At 70.0% G+C, this 21,615-nt stretch carries 17 protein-coding genes; 8 read left to right on the plus strand and 9 right to left on the minus strand.

Annotation, left to right across the window (positions count from 1 at the left end; all coding sequences use genetic code 11):
* Positions 1 to 131: 131 nt before the first annotated feature.
* The 3 genes from EIY87_RS25450 to EIY87_RS48470 all read right to left on the minus strand — a co-directional run bounded on the left by EIY87_RS25450 (position 132) and on the right by EIY87_RS48470 (position 5,288).
* A complete protein-coding gene (locus EIY87_RS25450) occupies positions 132 to 3,374 on the minus strand; it encodes a GH92 family glycosyl hydrolase (protein ID WP_125312417.1) in 3,243 nt (1,080 codons plus the stop codon).
* A gap of 148 nt (positions 3,375 to 3,522) precedes the next feature.
* The gene (locus EIY87_RS48465; protein WP_225440043.1) at positions 3,523 to 4,146 is read right to left on the minus strand and encodes a response regulator; all 624 of its coding nucleotides are present in this window, start codon (positions 4,144 to 4,146) and stop codon (positions 3,523 to 3,525) included.
* Positions 4,143 to 5,288 carry a sensor histidine kinase gene (locus tag EIY87_RS48470; RefSeq protein ID WP_225440044.1) on the minus strand — a complete coding sequence of 382 codons (1,146 nt, stop codon included), beginning with the start codon at positions 5,286 to 5,288 and terminating at the stop codon, positions 4,143 to 4,145. Before EIY87_RS48470 ends, EIY87_RS48465 begins: the two co-directional genes overlap by 4 nt.
* Positions 5,289 to 5,389: 101 nt before the next feature.
* On the opposite strand from EIY87_RS48470, the gene EIY87_RS25460 reads away from it, so the two are divergent.
* Both EIY87_RS25460 and EIY87_RS25465 read left to right on the plus strand, forming a co-directional pair.
* A complete protein-coding gene (locus tag EIY87_RS25460; protein ID WP_125312418.1) occupies positions 5,390 to 5,905 on the plus strand; it encodes a GlcG/HbpS family heme-binding protein in 516 nt (171 codons plus the stop codon).
* Between the two features lie 14 nt (positions 5,906 to 5,919).
* Positions 5,920 to 7,125, plus strand: a complete 1,206-nt coding sequence (locus tag EIY87_RS25465; protein WP_125312419.1) for an amidohydrolase family protein — start codon at positions 5,920 to 5,922, stop codon at positions 7,123 to 7,125.
* On the opposite strand, the gene EIY87_RS25470 is transcribed toward EIY87_RS25465, so the two are convergent.
* Positions 7,115 to 7,963, minus strand: a complete 849-nt coding sequence (locus tag EIY87_RS25470) for a LysR family transcriptional regulator (RefSeq protein WP_125312420.1) — start codon at positions 7,961 to 7,963, stop codon at positions 7,115 to 7,117. The genes EIY87_RS25465 and EIY87_RS25470 overlap by 11 nt on opposite strands.
* 83 nt (positions 7,964 to 8,046) lie before the next feature.
* Between EIY87_RS25470 and EIY87_RS25475 the strand changes: the two genes are divergently transcribed.
* Positions 8,047 to 9,291, plus strand: a complete 1,245-nt coding sequence (locus EIY87_RS25475) for an MFS transporter (RefSeq protein WP_125312421.1) — start codon at positions 8,047 to 8,049, stop codon at positions 9,289 to 9,291.
* Positions 9,292 to 9,380: 89 nt separating this feature from the next.
* Entirely contained in the window at positions 9,381 to 9,563 is a 183-nt protein-coding gene (locus tag EIY87_RS25480; protein WP_125312422.1) for a hypothetical protein, read from the plus strand.
* A 47-nt stretch (positions 9,564 to 9,610) separates the two neighbouring features.
* On the opposite strand, the gene EIY87_RS25485 is transcribed toward EIY87_RS25480, so the two are convergent.
* On the minus strand, positions 9,611 to 12,502 hold the full coding sequence (locus EIY87_RS25485) for an AfsR/SARP family transcriptional regulator (protein ID WP_225440045.1): 2,892 nt from the start codon (positions 12,500 to 12,502) through the stop codon (positions 9,611 to 9,613).
* A gap of 148 nt (positions 12,503 to 12,650) precedes the next feature.
* On the opposite strand from EIY87_RS25485, the gene EIY87_RS25490 reads away from it, so the two are divergent.
* The 3 genes from EIY87_RS25490 (at position 12,651) to EIY87_RS25500 (ending at position 17,544) form a co-directional block, all read left to right on the plus strand.
* On the plus strand, positions 12,651 to 13,244 hold the full coding sequence (locus EIY87_RS25490) for a vWA domain-containing protein (protein ID WP_125312423.1): 594 nt from the start codon (positions 12,651 to 12,653) through the stop codon (positions 13,242 to 13,244).
* 42 nt (positions 13,245 to 13,286) lie between these two features.
* Positions 13,287 to 14,210: a hypothetical protein gene (locus EIY87_RS25495; protein WP_225440046.1), complete on the plus strand. Its 924-nt coding sequence runs from the start codon at positions 13,287 to 13,289 to the stop codon at positions 14,208 to 14,210.
* 67 nt (positions 14,211 to 14,277) lie between these two features.
* Complete coding sequence (locus EIY87_RS25500; protein ID WP_125312424.1) at positions 14,278 to 17,544, plus strand: DEAD/DEAH box helicase; 3,267 nt, start codon at positions 14,278 to 14,280, stop codon at positions 17,542 to 17,544.
* Positions 17,545 to 17,559: 15 nt separating this feature from the next.
* On the opposite strand, the gene EIY87_RS25505 is transcribed toward EIY87_RS25500, so the two are convergent.
* Positions 17,560 to 18,030: a UPF0158 family protein gene (locus tag EIY87_RS25505; protein ID WP_125312425.1), complete on the minus strand. Its 471-nt coding sequence runs from the start codon at positions 18,028 to 18,030 to the stop codon at positions 17,560 to 17,562.
* 197 nt (positions 18,031 to 18,227) lie between these two features.
* Complete coding sequence (locus EIY87_RS25510; RefSeq protein ID WP_125312426.1) at positions 18,228 to 18,965, minus strand: sigma-70 RNA polymerase sigma factor region 4 domain-containing protein; 738 nt, start codon at positions 18,963 to 18,965, stop codon at positions 18,228 to 18,230.
* Between the two features lie 158 nt (positions 18,966 to 19,123).
* On the opposite strand from EIY87_RS25510, the gene EIY87_RS25515 reads away from it, so the two are divergent.
* Positions 19,124 to 19,675, plus strand: coding sequence for a DUF6907 domain-containing protein (locus EIY87_RS25515; protein ID WP_125312427.1), 552 nt, complete (start codon positions 19,124 to 19,126; stop codon positions 19,673 to 19,675).
* 70 nt (positions 19,676 to 19,745) lie between these two features.
* Here the strand turns inward: EIY87_RS25515 and EIY87_RS25520 are convergent, their stop codons facing one another.
* Both EIY87_RS25520 and EIY87_RS25525 read right to left on the minus strand, forming a co-directional pair.
* Positions 19,746 to 20,486: a prevent-host-death protein gene (locus EIY87_RS25520; protein ID WP_148106214.1), complete on the minus strand. Its 741-nt coding sequence runs from the start codon at positions 20,484 to 20,486 to the stop codon at positions 19,746 to 19,748.
* A 13-nt stretch (positions 20,487 to 20,499) separates the two neighbouring features.
* Positions 20,500 to 21,537 carry a transcriptional regulator gene (locus tag EIY87_RS25525; RefSeq protein WP_125312429.1) on the minus strand — a complete coding sequence of 346 codons (1,038 nt, stop codon included), beginning with the start codon at positions 21,535 to 21,537 and terminating at the stop codon, positions 20,500 to 20,502.
* Positions 21,538 to 21,615: the final 78 nt, after the last annotated feature.

The following is a 21,615-nucleotide window of genomic DNA, read 5'->3' on the forward strand; positions in this document are numbered from 1 at the left end:
TCACCACTCAAGCCTCGGTCACCATGCTGACAGGCCGGTCAGTGTCCGCGATGTCCTGAGACATCAACTGTCGGCGATGTCCTGAGACTCAACACCGGGTTCTAACCCGACTGAACACTCACGACCGGTCGTCATGCCAGGGTGAGCGCGTAGATCTCCACCCTCGGGTCGTTCGGCAGGCTCACCGACTGCACGGTCTTCCCGCCGTCCAGCGCGGCCGAAATCCCGAACAACCGCACCGGCGGCCCGTCGACCCCGCTACCCGCCTTGATCCGGTGCGGCATCTCGAGCACCACCGGCGACCCCGACCCAGCCCAGTCACCGAAGGTCACGGCCAAGTCGGCGCTCGTGCCGTCGGTGTAGTGCGCGGTCACCGTCGTCGAAACCGGCCCGTTGTGCGACGCCCCCACCAGCTTCAACGCGCCGTGCTGACCCGCCGGCAGCAGCAGCGACTGCCCGCGGGCCTCCACGAAGTTGGGCGAAGTGCCCGAAGCGTCCGGAGCCGCGTACGTGACGCCGTCCCACACCACTGGGCCCGCCGCCGGGAGGAGGGCGGCGTCGTAGCTCCAGCCGCTGCCGTCGAAGTTGCCCTCCGTGGACGCCGACACCGTCGCCGTTCCGTCGTGGTTGAGGTCGCGGGAAAGGTCCACCGCGCACTGCGCGCCGGAAGACGCGCACGCCGACGGCGTCCGGACCTCGACCGTCGCCGAGCGCGAAACGCTGTTCGCGCCCAGCCCGGCGACAGCGACCTCCACCGGGTACGTCCCGGTCGCGGTCCCGGCCGGCACCGAAACCGTGATCGGCACCGTCTTCTGCATCGGGAGCCGTCCCGACCAGATCAGCTGCACTGGCTGGACCTGAGCCTTCCAGCCAGGTGCGGACACCGAGACCGTCACCGGCTGCAGCGCCGGGTTCTGGGCCAGCACGTCCAGGTCGAGGTGCACCTGCTGCGCCGCCCCCGCCGGGATCACCACCGACGTCTGCCGCAGCGACGCGTCGACGTGCCGCCGCGCGTCACCGGCCGCGGTGTTCACCGACGGCGGTGTCGCGCTCGGCGACGTCCCCCACGAAGAAGGCCGAGACCCGAGCTTGTGCGAGAGCGTCCCGCCGTGGGCGACCGCGGACCAGTCCAGGGACGTCTGCCGGACGTCGCGGCCGTTGAGCGACACGCTCTGGATGTACCGGTTCGCGTCGGAAGCCCCCGGCGCGTTCACGGTCAGCGTGCCGCCCTGCGACCGCCCGTACTGTCCGATCCGGACGGTCGCCGACTCGAACTGCGGGCTCGACAGCGCGAGGAAGTTCGCGCCGCTCATAGTCGGGTACAGGCCGAGCGACGAGAAGACGTACCACGCGGACATCGTGCCGAGGTCGTCGTTGCCGGTCATGCCGTCGGGACCGGTGGTGAACAGCGTCATCGCCGCGCGGACGACGGTCGCCGTCTTCGCCGGCGCGCCGACCCAGTTGTACATGTAGGGCGCGAGCAGGTCGGGTTCGTTGTTCGGGTTGTAGGTCGCCTTGCCGTAGTAGTCGTACGGGCTGGCGATCCAGTCCTTCCGCGCGGTACCGGCGGGGTCCGAAAGCAGGTTGCCGTACGCGAAGAACGAGTCAAGCCGCTTCTCCGTCGACGTCCGGCCGCCCATCAGCGAGACCAGCCCGGCCGGGTCCTGCGGCACCAGCCACTGGTACTGGTAGGCGCCGCCTTCGTGGAACTGGTGGTCGGCGTCGACCGGGTTGTACGGCGTGAGGAACGTGCCCTCGGTCGTGCGCGGCCGGAACTGCTGGATCGAGGAGTCCCAAAGGTTCTTGTACCACTGGCCGCGGTCGGTGAACAGCTTCGCGTCGGCGTCGTGGCCGAGCCCGCGGGCCATCAGCGCGAGCGACGCGTCCGCCGCGGCGTACTCCATGGTCGCCGACGCCGGGTGCTCGCAGTCGTTGTCGCCGCCCTTGGCCGCGCAGTCCTTGCCCAGTTCGAGGCCGCCCGGGAGGTACCCGCGGTCGTTGTAGTAGTCGACGCCGGAGCGCCCGTTGTACGGCGAATCGGCGGGCGGCGTGCTCGTCGCGTTCTTCTTGAGCAGTGCGTACGCCTCTTCTTCGTGCCCGGCGAGCAGGCCCTTCGACCACGCCTCGACGAGGAACGGCGTCACCGGGTCGCCGGTCATGATGTTGGTTTCGCTCTCGGCCAGCGCCCAGCGCGGCAGCCACCCGCCGTCCCGCCCGATGGCCACGATCGACAGCGCGACGTCCCGCGCGACCTGCGGTTCCAGCATTTCAAGCAGCTGGTTCTGCGGCCGGTAGGTGTCCCACAGCGAGAAGTTCTGGTACGGCGTGTAGCCGCTCGCGGTGTGCACCTTGCCGTCGAAGCCGGTGTACGCGCCGTCGGTGTCACCGGCCAGGTTCGGGTGCAGTTGCGCGTGGTAGAGCGCGGTGTAGAACGCCGTCTGCCGCTCGGTCGTGCCGCCCGCGATCTTGATCGCGCCGAGGCGGTCGGCCCACTGTTGGTGCAGGGCAGCGCGCGTCGCGTCGAAGTCGTAGTCCGACGTCTCGGCGGCGAGGTTCTTCCGCGCGCCGTCGAGCCCGGTGTAGGACAGGCCGACCTTGAGGACGACGTCGTGGTCGGTGGTCGCGTCGAAGCTCGCCCACGCGCCGTTGCTCCCGGTGCCCGCGGCGTCGCGGCTGCCGGCGGTGCGCGTCGAACCGCGCCAGGTGCCGAACGAGCTGAACGGCCGGTCGAAGGTGGCGGTGAAGTAGACGGTGTGCTCGTCGTGCCCGGCGCAGAACCCGCCCGCCTTGACACGCCCTTCGAGCGTCCGGTCACCGACGACGTGGATTTCGGAGTCCTTGACGGACTGGTTGGCCTGGCCGGTGTTCAACAGGACGTTCGCCTGGCCGGTCGAGGGGAACGTGTAGCGCTGCCAGCCGGTGCGCGGGGTGGCCGTCAGCTCGGCGTTCACGCCGTACTTCTTCAGGCCGACGCGGTAGTAGCCGGGCTCGGCGTGCTCGTCGTCGTGGCTGTACTCGGACTTGTAGGCGTTCTTGTCGACGCTGTCGACGGCGCCCGTGGTCGGCATGATCGGCAGCTCGCCCATCACGCCGCAGCCGACGCCGGACAGGTGCGTCTGGCTGAAGCCGTAGATCGCGTTCTGCAGGTAGTCGTAGCCGCCCTGCCCGCCGGTGTCCGGGCTGACCTGCACCATGCCGAAGGGCGCGCTCGCGCCGGGGAACGTGTTCCCGAAGTTCTGCGTGCCGACGAACGGGTTGACCAGGCTGACCGGGTCCGCGGCGGCGGGCGCGGCCTGCGCCGCGGCGGGGGCCAGGCCGGCGACCACCACCCCCGCGGCCACCGCGGCGGCCAGCCGTCTGCTCTGCGACCACATGGGCGCACCTCCCAGGAGATGACAACGTTGTCAAACGTCGACCGACGGTCAGGCCCGCGGTCGGTGAGCCACCTTGCCACCTGGATGCGGCTTTTGGAAGACCTCAACCGGCCGCTTCGCGCATCTGTCCCTTGTGGACAAAGCCCGATCAGTCCAGCAGCCGCTGTTCCTTGGCGACCGCGACGGCCCCGGACCGCGTGTCGACTTCGAGCTTGCTGTAGATCCGGCTCAGGTGCGTCTTGACCGTTGCCTCGCTGATGAACAGCGCGCGGGCGATCTCGCGGTTGCCGAGCCCTTCGGCCAGCCGGCGCAGGATGTCCAGCTCCCGGGCGGTCAACGCGGGCCGCGGGGCGCGCAGCTGCGCCATCATCCGGTCGGCGACCGGCGGGGACACCGCGGTCCGCCCGGCCGCGGCGGCCTCGATCGCCGCGTACAGCTCGTTCGCCGACCCGGCTTTCAGCAGGTAGCCGGTGGCGCCGGCGGCGATCGCGCGGCTGATGTCCGCGTCGGTGTCGTACGTCGTCAGCACGAGGATCCGGGGCGCGCCGGCGGTGCTCCGGATCCGGCGGGTGGCCTCGATCCCGTCGATGCCGCTGCCGAGCTGGATGTCCATCAGGACGACGTCGGGGTGCACGGCGGCGGCGGTCGCGACGGCTTCTTCCCCGCTCGCCGCCTCGGCGACGACCTCGATGCCGTCGGCGCCCGCCAGCAAAGCGCGCAGGCCGGCGCGGACGACCGTGTGGTCGTCGCAGACGAGGACGCGGATGGTCACGGGGCCTCCAGCGGGATCGCAGCCGAAATGACCGTGCCCTGGCCGGGCTCGGACTCCACGGTCAGCCTGCCACCGAGCTGCTGGGCCCGGACGCGCATGGCGGGCAGCCCGTGTCCGCGGTCGCCTTCGGGCGCCCGCTCGACGAACCCGCGCCCGTCGTCGGCGACGTCCAAGACGACCTGGTCGTCGAGGTAGGTGAGGGTGAGCACGACGCTGCCGGCCTCGGCGTGCTCGCGCGCGTTGGCCAGCGCGCCCTGGGCGATCCGGACCACAGTGGACTGGACGCGTTCCGGCAGCGGCCGCTCGTCGCCGTCGATGCGGACGTCCACCGGCAGCCCGGCCCGGCCGGCGACCGCACGCAACGCTTCTTCGAGCGTGGCGTCGGCGAGGTCGGCGGGCGCCAGGTCCTGCACCAGCCGCCGGGCTTCCGAGAGGTTGCCCGCGCCGACGCGCTGGGCGGCGCGCAGGTGCTCGCGGGCCAGCTCGGGCCGGTCCCACGCCTGGTCGGCGGCCTGCAGCAGCATCGCCTGGCTGGACAGGCCCTGCGCGAGGGCGTCGTGGAGCTCCCGCGACACGCGGTGGCGCTCGGCGAGCACGCCGGCGCGGCGCTCGGACTCGCGCAGCCGCTCGGCCTGCCGCCGCATGAAGGTGATCACCGCGGCGGTGACCGCGGCGATGGCGATCGGCACGATGGTCAGGTTCGGGTCGAAGCCGTCGGCCAGCCGGTTCTGCGACACGACGACCAGCGCGGTGATCACGCCGACGAGCGCGAGCGCCTGCCCGGTCGGCAGCGTCCGCAGGCCGGTGACCAGCAGCGGGATCGCCGACCAGGCGAAGCTGGGGGCGAGCACCACCAGGACGATCCAGAGCGCCAGGACGACGGTCAGCCAGAGCAGGTGCCGCCCGGCGACCAGGCCGGCGCCGTACGCGACGACCAGCGCCGCGGTGAACCCGATCACCCACGGCTGCAGGGGCGTGCCTTCGTGGCGGGTCAGGAACCGCACCGCCGACGCGAGCACCAGCAGGAGGAACGCCGAGTGCATGACGGCGGCGAGCCACCGCGTATCGGCTTCGGCCATGCCCTCCATGCTGGCTCCTTCCTCGTCCGGCACCAGCGTCGACCCGGCCGGCGGGCCGCGCATCAGCCGATCGGATGACCCCGGTGTCGGCCGGGACGCCGATGAGAACCCCCTGGTCGCGGGGTGAAGCTGGAGCCATCGAACCCCGACCTGAGGAGCACGCCATGATCTCGACCCGCACCCGCATCGCCGCCGCCGTCGCCGGCCTCGCCGCGGTCGGCGCCACCACCGTCGGCGCCGTCTCGGCCACCGCGGCCCCGGCCACGCCCAAGAACACCTTCCAGACCTCGCACCTGACGATCGCGGCCGCGTCCACGGCCGCCCAGGCCGCGCTGGACGCCGCCACCAAGGCCGGCCAGCGCGTGTCGGTCGCCGTGGTGGACCGCGACGGCAACACCGTCCTGACCCTGCGCGGCGACGGCGCGGGCCCGCAGTCCTACAGCTCGGCGCAGCAGAAGGCGTTCACGGCGGTCTCGTGGAACGCGAAGACGTCCGAGCTGGCCGGCCGCCTCCAGCAGGCCCCGACGCTGAAGGACATCGACGGCACGCTGTTCCTGGCCGGCGCCGTCCCGGTGACCGCGGGCAACGCCCCGATCGCCGCGATCGGCGTCGCCGGCGCGCCCTCCGGCGCGCAGGACGAGGCGTTCGCCCAGGCCGGCGTGGACGCGCTCGGCAAGTGACTACCGTGGCTCCCATGTGGATCCGAGATGTCCGGCCATGGGGCGGCGAACGCAGTGACGTCGAGCTGAACGGCGACCGGATCGCGGCGGTCCGCCCGCACGATCCGGCGCCGGTCCCCGGTGCGGTCGAAGGCCGTGGCCGCCTGCTGTTCCCGGCGTTCAGCGACGTCCACGTGCACCTCGACTCGACGCGCATCGGGCTGCCGTTCCGGCCGCACACCGGCGGCCCGGGCGTCTGGGCGATGATGACGAACGACCGGGAGAACTGGCGCTCGGCGGAGGTCCCGCTGCCGGAACGGGTGGCGGGCACGCTGGAGCGGATGATCGCCAACGGCACCACGCGGGTGCGCAGCTACGCGCAGGTCGACGTCGATTGTGGACTGGAGAAGCTCGACGCCGTGCTGGCCGCGCGCGAGAAGTTCGCGAGCCAGGCGGAGGTGCACGTCATGGCGTTCGCGCAGGCGGGCATCCTGCGGGAGCCGGGCACGCTGGACGTCCTCGACGCGGCCATGCGGTCCGGTGCGACTGTGATCGGCGGCATCGATCCGTGCACTGTGGACAAGGACCCGAAGGGGCACCTGGACGCCGTGTTCGGCCTGGCCGAGAAGCACCAGGCGGAGATCGACATCCACCTGCACGAGCCGGGCCACCTCGGCCTGTTCTCGACGGACTTGGTGCTCGACCGCGTCCGCGCGCTCGACATGCGGGGCAAGGTCACGATGTCGCACGCCTACGACCTCGGCTCGATCTCCGAGTCGGTCAGCCGCCGGGTGATCGACGACTTCGCCGACCTGGACGTCGCGATGACCACGGTGGCGCCGTCCGCCGCCGGGCAGCTGTCCCTTTTGGACCTCGTGGCCGCCGGCGTGCGGATCGGGCTCGGCGAGGACGGCCAGCGCGACTACTGGAGCCCGTACGGCAACTGCGATCTGCTGGACCGGACGTGGCAGCTGGCGTTCACGCGCGGGTTCCGCCGCGACGCGGACATCGAGCTGGCGCTGGCGGTCGCCACGATGGGCGGCGCGTCGATCATGAGCCACGACGTCCCCCGCCTGGCCGGCCTCGACGACCGGCCGGGCCTGGCCGCCGGCGACCGCGCGGACCTGGTGCTGGTCGACGGCGAAACCCCGACCAGCGCGGTGATGGACCGCGGCCGCGACCGGACCGTGCTGCACGACGGCGTCGTGGTGGCCGACGGGCTCGAGGTGCTCAAGCCCTGACGCGGCGCGCGGTGGCGAGCAGCGCGGCGACGTTCGGCTTGTGCTCGTCCCGCCTGCGCCAGGTCATGGTGACGGCGGTCGTCTCCCCGGCGAGGGGCACGGCGACCGCGTCACCGTGATCGGCCAGCGCGGGCACGAGCGCGCACCCCATCCCGGCGGCCACGCACCGCCCGAGCGCGGCGATGCTGCCGACTTCCGCGTCGACGACGGGCCCGTCGATCCGGTCGAGCATTTCCCGGAAGCCGCACCCCTTCGGCGTGGCGAGGAAACCGACGCCCCGCAGATCGCCGGGTTCGAGGGTTTCCTTGCCCGACAACGGGTGCCCGGGCGGAACCAGGACGACGAGCGGCTCGTCCCCGAGGCTTTCACTCGCGAACGCCGGGTCGTCCGGCGGGCTGCCGAAGGTGAAGCAGACGTCCACTTCGGACTGTCGCACGGCCTGGTACAACTCACCGCGGCCGCCTTCTTTCAGCGTCAGCCGCACGCGCGGCCACTTGGCCCGGTACTCGCTCAAGACGTCCGGGATCCACTGCGCGCACAGGGTTTCCAGCGCGCCGGCGGTCAGTTCGCCTTCGGGTTCACCCCGGTTCTCCTCGACCGCGGCCTTGGCTTCCTCGGCGAGGGAAAGCATCCGGTCGGCGTACCCGAGCAGGCGTTCGCCGGCGGATGTGAGCCGCAGCTGCCGCCCGCGGTCGAACAGCTTCGAGCCGAGTTCCGCTTCCAGCGCCTGGATCTGCTCGGTGACGCTGGACTGCGCGTAGTGCAGTTCCGCGGCGGCGCGGGTGAAGTTGAGCGTCCGCGCGACCACGCGGAAGGTGCGCAGGTGGCGCAGTTCCATGGCATCCCCCATCGGAGTTCCCGATACCCGCCATCGTAACTCCCTGCTTCCGCCGGTGTCACGGAGAGTCCAGGGTTTCCGGTGTGGCAAGACTCCTCACCGGCCTCTCGCTGGGCTACTTCCTGGTCATGCTGGACACGACGATCGTGACGGTGGCGCTCCCGTCGCTGTCGCCCGCACTCGTGGACCAGCAATGGATTTCGAACGGCTACACGCTGACGTTCGCGGCGTTCCTCCTGACGGCGGGCGCGTGGTCCGATCGCTTCGGCGCCCGCCGCGTGTTCTTCACCGGCTTGGTCTCCTTCGCTTTGCTGTCGGGCCTTTCCGCGCTCGCGTCGCCGACGGTCTTGATCGGCCTGCGCGCCCTCCTGGGCGTGGCCGGAGCGCTGCTGGTGCCGTCGTCGCTGTCCCTGATCGCGACGGCCTACCCGGTGCCTGCCGCGCGTGCCAAGGCGATGGGGGTGTGGGCGGCGGTGAGTGGCACGGGCCTGGTGGCGGGCCCGCTGCTGGGCGGCGTGCTGACGGAGGCGTTCGGCTGGCGCGCGATCTTCGTGGTGAACGTCCCGGTGGCGCTGCTCGCGCTGGCGCTGTCCCGCTCGGCGCCGTCGACGCCACCCAAGCCGCGCCGGCTGGACGTGGTCAGCCAGGTGTCCGCCGTTATCGCTTTGTCGACATTGACGTATGCGCTGGTGGAAGCCGTCTTCTGGCCCCTGATCCCCGCCGCGGTGGCCGCGCTGGTGTTCCTCCGGGCCCAGCGCCGCCCGGACGCGATGCTCCCGCGACGGCTCGTTTCCTGGGGTCTCTTGGCCGGCGCGATCGTGAACTTCGGCCTGTCCGGCGTTCTGTTCGTCCTGTCGCTGTACTTCCAGCAAACCCGCGGCTACGCCCCTTCGGCGACGGGCCTGGCGTTCCTCCCGCTGACCATCCCGACGGCGTTCAACCCGATCTTCACCGGCCGCCTGGTCGCCCGCGTCGGCCCGCGCATTCCCGCGGTGTCGGGCTTTTCCCTGATGGCAATGGGAACGCTCATCGAGGCGTGCTCGCCAGTGCTTTCCGTGCTGGCGTTGGCGTTGCTGGGCTTCGGCGTCTCGCTCGCGATCCCGTCCCTGCTGACCGCGGTCGTCGGCTCGGCCCCGCCGGAACTGGCGGGGATCGCGGGCGGCGCGTTGAACGCGTCCCGCCAGACCGGCGCGGTGCTGGGGGTCGCCGTCCTCGGGGTGCTGGCGTCCGGGACATCGACGGCTTTCGCGCTGACCACGGCCGCCGTGCTCCTGTTCGCCGGCGGTGTTTCCTGTTTCCTGTTCCTGCGTGAAACGGGAAACCCCTAGTCGCGAAATGGCGCGTGACGAATCCTGGTTGCAGGGCCGGAAATCCTCCGGAATCCCCTGAAACAACCATTCCCGAGGAGGGACTCGTCATGTCCTTGCCCAGAAAGCTGGCCAGAATCGGTGGCCCGGTGCTCGCGCTCTGCATCGTCGCGGCGGCGCCGCTGATCGGCTCCACGACGGCGTTCGCGGACGGCGACGGCAGCACGCCGCCGCCGGTCACCACGACCACGCCGCCCCCGGCCGGTACCGACGGCAACCCCTGGCACGGCTGACGCGGACCGGGCCGGCCGGGCCAGGGGCGGCCGGCCCGGAACGCTTTTCAGCGGGAAGCGCAGGCGCATTCCCATTCCGCGCGTTCGGTGCGCAATTCCCCGGCCTCCGGCAAACCGAGTTCGGTGAACGCCTCGACGGCAGCGTCCCAATGCTCGACGGCGTCACCGTGTTCGCCCATCGCGTGCAGCGTTTCCGCGACCCGCTGGTGCGCCCGGGCCTGGTAGGTGCGGTTCCCGTCGCCGGCGGCCAGGTCCAGGGCGGCCCGGCCGGCGACGAGCGCGTCCCGGTGCGCACCCCTGGCGAGCGCGGTCGCGCCGCGGTCGAGGTAGAGCTGCGTGCGCAGGTCGGCGTCCGGCACGTTGGCCGCCACCTCCTTGGCCTTGTCGTGGTAGCGCACGGCTTCGGGGTAGCGCCCCAGCTCGCGGTGCACGTTGCCGATGTTGTTCAGCGCGTAGGCCTCGACGCAGTGGTCGCCGATTTCGGCGGCGTGGGCGTGCGCCTCGGTGTAGCTGCCCAGCGCCTCGGTGAGCCGGCCGAGGTTCTCCTGCACCGAACCGAGGTTGTTGAGCGCGTGCGCGACGCCTTGGACGTGCCCGATTTCCCGCAGGATCCGCGCCGCGGCGCCGTGCTGGCCCAGCGCCACTTCGAGGTTGCCGTGCAGTTCGTTGAGGTAGCCGAGCATGCTCAACGCGTGGGCTTCGCCCCGGCGGTCGTCGGTCTGTTCGTACTTCGCCAGCGCGGCCTCGAGGTGGGCGATCGCCTGCGCGTGCTTGCCCAGCTCCATCGTGGGGATCGCGAGCGCGCACAGCGTCGCCGCTTCGCCACGCACGTCGCCGAGCCGGTGCCACTTCGGCAGTGCCTGGGCGGCGAATTCCAGCGCTTCCGCAAGCCGCCCGCGCCGGTCGTTCGCGGTCGCCAGGCGGAGCAGCACGTGCGCCTGGCCGTAGTCGTTGCCGGGATCGGCCGACACGGTCCGCCACGCCAGCTCGAGCGTGCCGATCCAGTCCTCGAACTGGTTGGTGGTGTTGAAGTAGCGCCACAGCAGCACGGCCAGCCGCCACGTGTGCTCGGGCAGGTCGTGCCGGGCGGCGTAGCGGATCGCGGCCACGAGGTTGTCCCGCTCCGCGGCGATCCACCGCAGGCCGGCCGCCTCGTCGGCGAAGGCGGGCGCGACCGGGCAGGACCGGTCCGACGCCGGCTGCTGGGCCTGGTCGAACGGGTAGGCGGCGCCGACCGCGGCCGCGAGCGTGACCAGGTAGAAGTCGAGCAGGCGCACCAGGGCCTGCCGGGGCGCCGGTTCGGCGGCGGCGTACGCCTTGAGCGGGTCCAGCATCTGGTACCGCTCGGGCGCGGCCTCCTCCAGCAGGCTGACCTCGTGCAGCTCGTCGAGCAGCCGCCGGGCCTCGACGACGTCGCACCCGGCGAGCGCGGCGCCGCCTGCGACGTCGACGTCCGGCCCCGGCAGGCCGCCGAGCAGCCGGAACATCGCTCGCTGCGGCTCGCCGAGCTGCTGGTAGGACACCCGGACGGCGGCGATGCCGTCGTCCTCGGCCAGCGGGCCGCCCTGTTCGAGCAGGTGGAGCAGGTGCTCCAGCGGCCACTTGTCGTGCCGCCGGAACAGCGCCGCCGCCACCCGGATCGGCATCGGCAGGAACCCGCACCGCTTGACGACCAGCGCGACCTCGGCCGCACGCCCGCGCACCCGCGGCGCGTCGGTCAGCGCGGTGAACAGCTCGGCGGCCTCGTCCGGCGGCAACGGCGCCAGCCGGACCGGCTCGCCGGTGTCGCCCATCCGCCTGCTGGTGACGATCGCGAGGCAGCCGCCGTCTTCGGGCAGCAGCGGCCGGATCTGCTCCGCCGACGCGGCGTTGTCCAGCACGACCAGCGTGCGCGTGCCGTACAGGGTGGTCTGGTAGAGCGTGACCTTCCGGCCGACGGTGGCCGGGATCTGCTCGGCCGGCACCCCCAGCTCGAGCAGCAGCTCGGTGAGCGCGTCGCCGACGCTGGTCTCGGGCACGCCGGGGGTGAACCCGTTGAGCCGGGCCAGGAGCTGGCCGTCCGGGTACCGGTCGCGCAGCCGGTGCGCGGCTTCGACGGCGAGGCCGGTCTTGCCGACACCGGGCGCGCCGCTCACCCAGACCGCGCGCTTGCCGGAAGCGGCGGCCGTCTCGATCTTGGCGAGCTCGCGGTCCCGCCCCGTGAACGCCCCGGGCCGCGACGGCAGCGAGCTCGGCGGATCACCGTGCTCGGCGCGCGCGGCGAGGTTCCGCAGCACGGGCCCGGGTTCCATGCGCAGCTCGGCGAGCGCGGCCCGCGTGCTCTCGAACACGCGCAGCGCGCCCACCTGGTCACCCCCGGCGAGCAAGGCGCGCATGAGCAGCCCGGCGTGCTTCTGGCTGGCCGGATCGGTCCGCACGAGCGGCCGCAGCCGGTCGCGCGCCGGGCGGTGGTCGCCGATGCCCAGCTCCAGCTCGGCGAGGTCGCCCACGGCGTCGGAGAGGCTCTCCTCCGGGAAGCCGGCTTCGGGCCCGCCGACGCGGTCGATGTCGATGTCCTCGAGGAACCGTCCCCGCCACAGCCCGACGGCCTCCCGCAGCAGCTCGATCTTCCGCCGCGGGTCGTCGGCCCGCCCGGTCTCGGCGCGCAGCCGGTCGAACCGGGCGGTGTCGAGCTGGTCGTCGCCGAGCCGCAGGAGGTAACCGGTGGGGGTGGTCTCGATGCTCACGCCGATGTCGCGCAGCCGCTTGACGTAGCTGCGCACCAGGGTGGGCTTGGTTTCGCGGCCGGTCCAGACGATCTCGGCGAGGCGGGCGCTCGACACCGGCTTGTTCGCGTTCAGGAGCAGCACGACGAGGACGAACCGCTGCTGCTGGTCACCCAGCGGCACCGGCGCGCCGTCGTGCCACGCCTCGAGCGGGCCGAGCATCCGGAACTCCACGCGGCCTCCCCGCTGTCAGCTTGCTGTCCTCTTTTCACATCGCGCAAACGGCCGTCAAGGTTTCGAAAATCCGCATTTCTTCCACGTTCGATACACGCGCGCTTGCGAGGCTGCGCCCGGTCGAACCAGGGGTGAAGGAGAAACGGGTATGGGGTCCGACGTGTTGCCGTGTTACGTGGCGTGCGACCTCTCGCTGTCGATGGCCGACCACATCGACGAACTGAACGCCGGCCTGCGCGAGTTCCGCGGCGCGGTCCACGAGTCGCTGCTCGACCGGGTCCTCTGCAGCGTGATCGGCTTCGGCGCGGAGCCGTCCCTGGTCCAGCGCCTGCTGCCGATGGACGCGCTGGCCGACCTGCCCGCCCCCGGCGTCTCCGCGGGCACCGACTTCGGCCCGGTGTTCACGTTCCTGCGCGAGTCGATCGAGTCCGACACGCGCGTGCTGGCGGCCCACCGCCTGTGGGTCCACCGCCCGCTGGTGTTCTTCCTGTCCGACGGCCAGCCGACGGACCCGGTCACCTGGCCGTCGGCCTTCTCTTCGCTCGTCGATCCTTCGTGGGCCGACCGCCCCCGGATGGTGGCGTTCGGCGTGGGCGACGCGGACGAAGCCGCGTTGGGCCGAATCGGCACGTACCGCACCTACCTCAGCCGCGACGGCATCCGCCTGGGCACGGCCCTGACCGCCGCGGTGATGCACGTTCTGTCCACTTCTCGTCCACCGGCCGATCGCAGGCTGTCCTGAAGGGGGTGCCGGCCCATGGAAACGCACTGAAGGAGAACGATGGTGGAGCGCGCGGAGCTGATCCAGGAGCTGAAGACCCTGCGCAAGGGCCGCGGCCTGGCAGGCCGGCTGGAGGACCGCGTGGGCCCGTACCTGCGAACGGCCTGCGCGGTAGCGGCCGACGACGGCATGGTGGCGATCCGCGAGAAGGTCGCGGGCCGACTGTCGTCGCTGGCCTCGCACCTGCCGGAGGACCTGCGGGTAGCGGCGCTGGCGGCCTTCGCGATCTCGTCCGAGGCCCGCCAGCCCCTGTACCAGGACCGCGTCCGCTGGGCGGCTTCCCTCCTGGACCGAGACCCCCGAACGGTCCGCCGGAGGGTGGACGAGGCGATCGAGGTGCTGGCGGAGCTGGCTTCGTCTTCGCCGTCGGCTGCCCCGTCGGCCGACAGCTGGCACACGGCTTCGCTCGCGGTGTCGATGGTGCTGGACCAGGGAGCGCCGTTGATCCTCGAGCAGCGTCGGATCGTGGCCGACCGGGACGGCCTGCGGTCCTTGGACCTGGCTGTTTCGCTTCCGGCCGGTCGTTCGTCGTTGTCGACGACGGTGCTTTACGGCGGCCGCCTGGTGGACCGCGGGATGGAGGCGACCGACCGCTGGGGTTTTCGTCTGGACTTGCCCCGGCCATTGTCCCGAGGCGAGTCCTGGGAGTCGGCTCTGCTGTTCCGGCTGCCGTCGGTTGCGGCGTTGCGGCCGCACATGGTGTGCGTGCCTCGGCAGCCGTGCGAGTCGTTCGATCTGCGGGTTCGGTTCGAGGGGCAGCCGGAGGTGCGGGTGCTGGAGGGAGCGTTCCAGCGGGATGTGTCGGACCCGGGGTATCGGGGGCGCCCGCACGAGGTCGACCCGTCGGGGGAGATCCATTTGAGGTTCCAGCGCCTCACACCGGGGCTGGCGTACGGGGCGCGATGGGACGATCGGAGCTCTGCATGAGAGGGCAGCGCTCGACGTCAGGCATGTCGGCCGAAACTTGTCGGTGCTTGCGGTTACTTTGTCCACCATGGAGAAAGTCACCACGCTCGACATCGACCTCGACGAGCTCGAAGCAGTGGTGGGCAGCACTTTCTACGTCCGGGGCCTCGACTACGCGCGGCGGAACGCGGTCCTCCGCAGCCGATGGAGTTCCCGGGACAACGCGCTGCACGGAAAGGTACTGGGCCGGGGCGAAGTCTACGAGACGTCAGCCTACTTCGAGTCCGTCGACGGGTTGCCCTACGGGTTCGAGCACGGCGAATGCAGCTGCCCGGTCGGCTTCAACTGCAAACACGTCGCGGCACTGGTGATCGCGGCCATCGGGGCCGACCAGCCGCCGGTCACGAGGACGAGTCTCGCGGGGAAGACGCCGAGCTGGGAACAGTCTCTTGGTGCCCTCCTCGGAACCCCTGCTGCCGGGGCGTCGCACAGCCAGGAAGCCATTCCGCTGGCGATCGAGTTGTCGCTGTCCCCGGACGCCCGTACGCCGGCGGTGTCCGCCCGGCTCGCGCAGCCGGGCCGGACGGGCTGGGTCGGCGCTGCCCTGAGCTGGAGCAAGCTGAGTACGCTGACCTACCAGGGCTACCGCGCCGCCCAGGTGCGGGTGCTCAGCGAGCTCTACGCGGTCTACCGGTCGAACGACCGGAGTACCGGCTACTACTCCTATTCGGATGTGAAGTCGATCGACCTCACCGACTACCAGAGCAGCCGCCTCTGGCCGATCCTCGACGAAGTGGAAGCTGCCGGAATTCGCCTGGTGCACGCGAAGAAAGCACTCGGCGACGTGAAACCGTACAAGACCGCCGAGCTGTGCCTGGACGTCACCGAAGACACCGAGCCTGGTTCGCTCGCGGTGGCTCCGACGCTGACCATCGAGGGCAACACCGGCGTCGTCCCGGTGCGGTTCCTCGGTGCGGACGGCCACGGCCTCGTCTACACCGATCGGGCGGATGCCGAGGCAGGTAACGATCCCAGTCGCTGGCACATCCGGCTCGCCCGGCTGGCGACCCCGGCCGCGCCCCGGCTGCAACGCATGCTCTTGGCCGACGAGCGCCTGAAGATTCCCGCCGGCCAGGTCTCCCGTTTCCGGGACGAGTACTACCCGCGGCTGCGGCACATCGCGCCGGTCGTCTCATCCGACGAAACCTTTGTACCGCCGGCGATCTCCGCGCCGACGTTGACGCTGAACGCGTTCTATCACGACGGTCACGCCCTGGAACTCGGCTGGGAGTGGGCGTACCAGGTCGGCGAGTCCCGGGTACGGGCTCCACTGACGCCGGCCCGGCCGGAGGACGGCTTCCGCGACCCCGAGCGGGAACGCGCCGTTCTCGCCCGCCTCGACTTCCCGGCGGAGCAGCTCGGCCTGACGCCGACCGCGTCCGACGTCGTGCTCCGCGGCATCGAAACGATGCGATTCACCACCGAGCTGCTGCCCCTGCTGACCGACCTGCCCGATGTCGCGGTCGAGGTCAGCGGCAGCCCCGCCGATTATCGCGAAGCCGGCGACTCGCTGTCGGTCAGCATTTCGACCGATGACATCGCGGGCGAGACGGACTGGTTCGACCTCGGCATCACGATCAGCGTCGAGGGCAGGGAAGTCCCTTTCACCTCGGTTTTCGCGGCGTTGGCCACCGGCCAGTCGCATCTGCTCCTCGACGACGGCGCGTACTTCTCCCTCGAAAAGCCGGAACTGCGGACACTGCGTCAACTGATCGAGGAAGCCCGCGAATTGCAGGACCGGGACGGCGACTCACTCCGGATCAGCCGCTACCAGGTCGGCCTGTGGGACGAGCTGGCCGCGCTCGGGGTCGTCGGCCGACAGGCCACGGCCTGGCAACGCCAGCTCGCCGCACTGCGCTCGATCGACGAAGACGATGTGGCAGAGCCGCCTGCCACCCTCGACGCACAGCTGCGCCCGTACCAGCTGGAAGGCTTCCAATGGCTGGCCTTCCTCTGGAAGTTCCAGCTCGGCGGCATCCTCGCCGACGACATGGGCCTGGGCAAGACCCTGCAGTCCCTCGCTTTGATTTGCCACGCGAAGCGGGTCGACCCGGCATCGGCGCCCTTTGTCATCATCGCCCCGACGAGTGTGGTCTCGAACTGGGCAGCCGAGTCCGCCCGGTTCGCGCCGGAACTGTCCGTGGTGACGGTCGGCGACACGATGCGGCGGCGTGGCAGCACCCTGGCGGAGACGGTCGCGGGCGCCGACGTCGTCGTCACCTCACACACGCTCTTCCGGCTCGATTTCGACGAGTACGCCGAGCTTTCGTGGTCCGGCCTGATCATGGACGAAGCCCAGTTCGCCAAGAACCACCAGTCGAAGATCTACCAGTGCGTGCGCCGGCTCGCGACGCCGTTCAAACTCGCCATCACCGGAACGCCGATGGAGAACAACCTGATGGAGCTGTGGTCGCTGCTGTCGATCACTGCGCCCGGACTGTTCCCCAACCCGGCCCGATTCGCCGGGTACTACGCCCGCCCGATCGAAAAGCAGGACGACACCGACCTGCTCGCCCGGTTCCGCCGCCGGATCAAGCCGCTGGTCAAACGGCGCACCAAAGAACAGGTCGCCGCGGACCTGCCGGCGAAGCAGGAACAGGTGCTCGAAGTCGACCTCGCACCGCGGCACCGCAAGATCTACCAGACTCATCTGCAGCGTGAGCGGCAAAAGGTACTCGGCCTGATCGACGACCTGAACCGAAACCGCTTCACCATCCTGCGTTCGCTGACCTTGTTGCGCCAGCTCAGCCTGCATCCCGGGCTGATCGAAGAGAAACACGCGAACATCCCCAGCGCGAAGATCGACGCCCTGCTCGAACAGCTGCGGGAAGTCGCCGACGGCGGACATCGTGCCCTGGTATTCAGCCAGTTCACCGGCTTCCTCGACATCGTGCGCCAAAACCTGGAGAACGCCGACGTCGAATATTGTTATCTCGACGGCAAAACCCGGAACCGGGCCGCAGTGGTGAAGAAGTTCAGGAGCGGCACCGCACCGGTGTTCCTGATCAGCCTCAAGGCGGGCGGCTTCGGGCTCAACCTCACCGAGGCCGACTACTGCTTCCTCCTCGACCCGTGGTGGAACCCGGCGACCGAGGCCCAGGCCATCGACCGAACGCACCGGATCGGCCAGACCCGCAACGTCATGGTCTACCGGCTGATCGCCAAGGGCACCATCGAAGAGAAGGTTATGGAACTCAAAGCCCGCAAGGCCGCGCTGTTCGCCGGCGTCATGGACGAGGGAAACGCGTTCGGAGGCAGCCTGGACGCTGACGACATCCGCGGCCTGTTCGGCTGAGCGTGTGTGTAGCGCTCAGGGAAGGTCCGGGTCGGGGAGCTCGGCGACGAATCGGGCGGCGGTTTCACGGTCGACGAGCGCATTGTCGGCAAGCCATTCGACGGCGCGACGCTGCGCGCGCGTGTCCCGGAACTTGTACCAGGACTCGAGAAGCTCCGGGTACTCCTCGTGCAGCTCGTCCTTGAAGCGGCGGAACGCACCCCGGCCGCGGATGGCCCGCTCCAGCCGACGGCCTGCCCGCTCGTCGCTGATCCCGTCGGCGAAGTCCGCCATGTCCTCGTACCAGACGTAGGACGGCAGGGGCCGGATCGGGATCAGGTCCAGCTCGTCGAGGTCGACCGGGTGCTCGCCGTCGATCCCGCCTTCCCGGGTCCAGTACCCCATCTCACCCGTCCGCGGGTCGACCAGGTGGAAGTGCTCGTAGTCGGTCTGGTCCTCCAGAGCCCCCGCGATCTCTTCGAGGTCGAACTTCTCCAAGCCGAGCATGCGGAGAGCCTACGCCGAGCCGGCACTCCAGTTCCGGCAGGCCGCGACGACCGAAGAATCTTCCGGGTGCCACGGCGGTGGGCGCCGTGCGCGCAGGTCGATCACTCGTGGCGGTGCCTTCTGGGATGAGAGGCCGAGAAGCCTTCATCGCTGGTGGCATCGGCGGCCGGACTTGGCCGCCGACACCACCAGAGGGTTCATGCCGCGGCGGAATGGTGAGTGAGGGATTCTGTCAGTCGTCGCTCGGCTCGTGACAGTTGTTGCCGGAATTGGTAGGAGGAGACGCCGCGTTCGTGGGCGACGGATGCGGCGCCCTCGCCGTCGAGCCGTACTCGTCCGATGAGGCTGGCTTCGTCTTCGGTCAGGGTGTCGTCTTTGACGGCTTGCGCCAGGACGAGGTCCGGATGTCCGGTTGTCCGGGCTCGGTACCTGACGAACGTGCTCTCGTCGTACGTGGAGCGTGTTCCGTTGATCCGGTCTTCCTTTCCGCGAGCCTCCAGTCCGTAGCGGTGGGCCATGAACCGCAGTGACGAGTAGAGCATCGGCTTGTCGGGGTCCAGCGAGTTCAGTGCCTGGAGAAAACCTTCGACGATCTCGGCGTCGAAGTCGGCGATGTCACCGCGGAAGTTGCGGGCGATGCTGCCGGCGACCTTCTTCAGGCCCGGCATCATCAACCCGAGTGCCGCCGTGGTCCAGGGATCGCCCTGTTCCTGTGCGCGTCGCACGACCTCGCTCCAGACCGCGTTCTTCACGTGGTTGCTGGTCTGGCGCTTGAGGAGGGTGATCCGGAGCTCGTCCAGGGGAATCGGCCGGTCGGGGAGGCCGAATCCGATGACGCGTCCGTCGAGTGACAGTGCTGTCGGCTGCGCGGTCAGCTCGTTGAAGCGTCGTTCGATGATCTCCAGCGAGGTGAGCGACCGCTGATGGTCAGGCATTGCTTGCCTTCCTTGTCGGGGAGGTCGACACCCCCTAATACGGAATCTGCGGCGCGATCATGAAAGGAACCACTCGATTGTGCGACGCCTGTACGGCGTGTCGCTCCGCTGCATTGCTCGACCATCTGTCTACGTCAAGCGCGTTGAAGGAGAACGGTATGAAGAACAAGGCCCTGTTGGGCAACGTGCCCGAGGTGGATCTGAGCGCGCTCGATGCGGCGCAGCGCGAAGGACATACTTGCGTCCGCTGCGGACGCGTTCCGCTTCATCGAGTTGACCTGACGCAGGTCGGCGCGCCAGATCTGATCGCCTGCTCCGGCGAGGATGCCGCAATCTGCTCGCGGCCGGTGTTCTGGCTGGCGACACCCTGCCCACAGTGGTGCAACGGTCTACACGACGATCGCGACGCCGGCCCGGACCGTCGTCACTTCTCCAGCTGGGAGGAGCAGGTGCCCTTGACCTTGGAGGATGCCCAGGAGATGGGGCCGGGGTTGGGGTGGCAGCCCGAGTACGCGGTCGTGAGCCTCGACCAAGGCGTCCGCGAGGACGCGCCGCGGATCTGGTGCGGCAAGGGAGCGACCAATCAGGGCTGGCACCTGACCGAGGACGAGGCCCGTCGCCTCGCCGTGACGTTGACGGCCGCGGCTAACTTGGCTGCGGGTGAGCTGGCTGGTCAGCTGCAACTGCCGTTCGGCATCGTCGCGGCGTAGGACGACGAGCTGGCTCGGCATGTCGCGCGGCATCCCGAGCCAACTCAACGCCGGCACCGTCTGAATGTCCTCAGTGCGCGATTGAAGCGAGGAGAAGTTCGCCGACCAGGGCGACCGTGTCCGGCGTGGTGTCGGAGCCACTGGGTGTTGTCCTGATGAGGCGCAAGCTCCGCTCGGCGGCCGCCCGGAACCACCGGTCGACGTGCAGCGCTGCGTCCTGTTTCAGCACGAGATCGGCGGCTGTGAGCTGCGCGCGGACGACCGGTCCGGTCTCGTCGTCGAGGGCGAGCCGGACGATGTCGAGCAGGTCGGTCGCTTCCTTGTCGCGTGCCCGGTTCGGTAGCGCCTGCAACTTTGTCGCGACGAGCGGTCCCGGCTCGGCGACCTGGACGGTGTGTTCACTTGTGGTGCCCCCGCCGACGGCACGGATATGCAGTGGTGTCGCCGAACGTAGGGCCCAGTCGTGACTGAGCAGGTAGAGCCGATCGGTCGGATCTTCGGGGAGATCGTCGAGCTGCTCCTCGCTGACTTCGAGCACATCCACCCGAACATCGCCGGCGGGCGTGGCGACCATCGCGCCCGCTCCGTCGATTGCGGTAGCCCCGGTGGCGAGCAGGACATCGAGCTGACCCGGTTCCCCGCCGAGCCGCCGATTGACCGTGTCGACGTCACTGGTCACCCGATGCGCGGCCGAACCGAGACGGGACAGGACGGCGAGGCCGCCGACCACGGTGATCCTTCGAGCGAGTCGCCGTTCGATCTCCGGGAGTGCCTGGACCAGGGACGCCGTGACCGGACCGAAGAGCTCCACTACCCCGGGTCGATCACCAGACACGCGTTACCTCTTGCGGTGGATTCCATCCTTCGAGGATCTCCCGGCCGCGGCCGGGATCGGCGGCCAGATCGAGAGCCACGAACAGTGGATGTGCCAGGGGCCACGGCGGCCCATCCGGTGATGCCGGGAACCTCAGGGAACACACCTGGGGTACTGGCGCGATCCGGATGGTCGCCCCGCGGGCGGCGTCGGATGTCGGCACGCCCAGGAGGGTTTCGGCCCTGTGTGCCGTCGTCGTGTCGGGGACGTAGAAGTCCGGTGGATAGCCGGCCCGGACACCGGCGGGAGCGCCGTAGGCGGCAGCCGCCATCGTGTCTGTCAAGGCCCAGCCGACGCCGGTCAGCGGCTCATCCCAGCCAGTGTGCAACGCGCCTGCGATCGTGGCGTCGGCAAGGAGCGCCACACGCGCCACCGTTGTCTTTGCTGGTCGCCAGGCGCTCGCTGCTTCCCAGAACAGCTCCGGCGCCACCGGCAACCCCTCGGAGTCGATTAGCTGAGCTTCTCGTAGCGAGTTCATCACGACGGAGACCGAGCTGGGGGACCGGTTTAGTTCTCGCGCGAGTTGGCGTACTGACCCCGGACGTCCAGGGGTGAGGAGCAAAGCGCAGGCGACCTCCAGAGCGACTTTGCCAGCGAAGAGATCGACCGGGCGGGGGAGGTCGGGTGCTGGAGGGACTGCGGTATCGACCAGTACACCTGGGCCGGAAAGATGCAAGTGGCCCCGCAAGTCGAGCCAGCTCCAGCCGTGCTCCCGGAGCCTTTCGCGGGCGGCTGCCACGATCCGATCAGCGACGAGCAGGCGAGCCGGGACGGATTGAAGACTCGAGTCGGAATGCAGATGAAGCTGGTTCGTCAGAGACTCCGGCGTCACGGTCGCGGCAACTTCGACGTCGATGTTCAAGCGCACACCATTTACCTCAACCGTGAGGCTGGCGGCGAGGTCCTCCGCCGAACTTGCTGCCGTAACGCCAACAGCGGTAAACGCAGCGATCACGGCATCGATGGCTCGGCGCCGATCGACGGGCATGGTTCGATCATCTCAGGTGTTCGGTGTTCGGTCAAGCGAGAACGCCGAACAGTAACGCCGTGATCAACTAATAGTATG

Source organism: Amycolatopsis eburnea, from assembly GCF_003937945.1.
GTDB classification, from domain to species: Bacteria; Actinomycetota; Actinomycetes; order Mycobacteriales; family Pseudonocardiaceae; genus Amycolatopsis; species Amycolatopsis eburnea.

Coding starts and splice junctions, on each gene's coding strand:
- EIY87_RS25450 (WP_125312417.1), bottom strand. CDS start 3,374: ATGTGGTCGCAGAGCAGACGGCTGGCCGCCGCGGTGGCCGCGGGGGTG.
- EIY87_RS48470 (WP_225440044.1), bottom strand. CDS start 5,288: ATGCGCGGCCCGCCGGCCGGGTCGACGCTGGTGCCGGACGAGGAAGGA.
- EIY87_RS25460 (WP_125312418.1), top strand. CDS start 5,390: ATGATCTCGACCCGCACCCGCATCGCCGCCGCCGTCGCCGGCCTCGCC.
- EIY87_RS25465 (WP_125312419.1), top strand. CDS start 5,920: ATGTGGATCCGAGATGTCCGGCCATGGGGCGGCGAACGCAGTGACGTC.
- EIY87_RS25470 (WP_125312420.1), bottom strand. CDS start 7,963: ATGGAACTGCGCCACCTGCGCACCTTCCGCGTGGTCGCGCGGACGCTC.
- EIY87_RS25480 (WP_125312422.1), top strand. CDS start 9,381: ATGTCCTTGCCCAGAAAGCTGGCCAGAATCGGTGGCCCGGTGCTCGCG.
- EIY87_RS25490 (WP_125312423.1), top strand. CDS start 12,651: ATGGGGTCCGACGTGTTGCCGTGTTACGTGGCGTGCGACCTCTCGCTG.
- EIY87_RS25500 (WP_125312424.1), top strand. CDS start 14,278: ATGGAGAAAGTCACCACGCTCGACATCGACCTCGACGAGCTCGAAGCA.
- EIY87_RS25505 (WP_125312425.1), bottom strand. CDS start 18,030: ATGCTCGGCTTGGAGAAGTTCGACCTCGAAGAGATCGCGGGGGCTCTG.
- EIY87_RS25510 (WP_125312426.1), bottom strand. CDS start 18,965: ATGCCTGACCATCAGCGGTCGCTCACCTCGCTGGAGATCATCGAACGA.
- EIY87_RS25515 (WP_125312427.1), top strand. CDS start 19,124: ATGAAGAACAAGGCCCTGTTGGGCAACGTGCCCGAGGTGGATCTGAGC.
- EIY87_RS25525 (WP_125312429.1), bottom strand. CDS start 21,537: ATGCCCGTCGATCGGCGCCGAGCCATCGATGCCGTGATCGCTGCGTTT.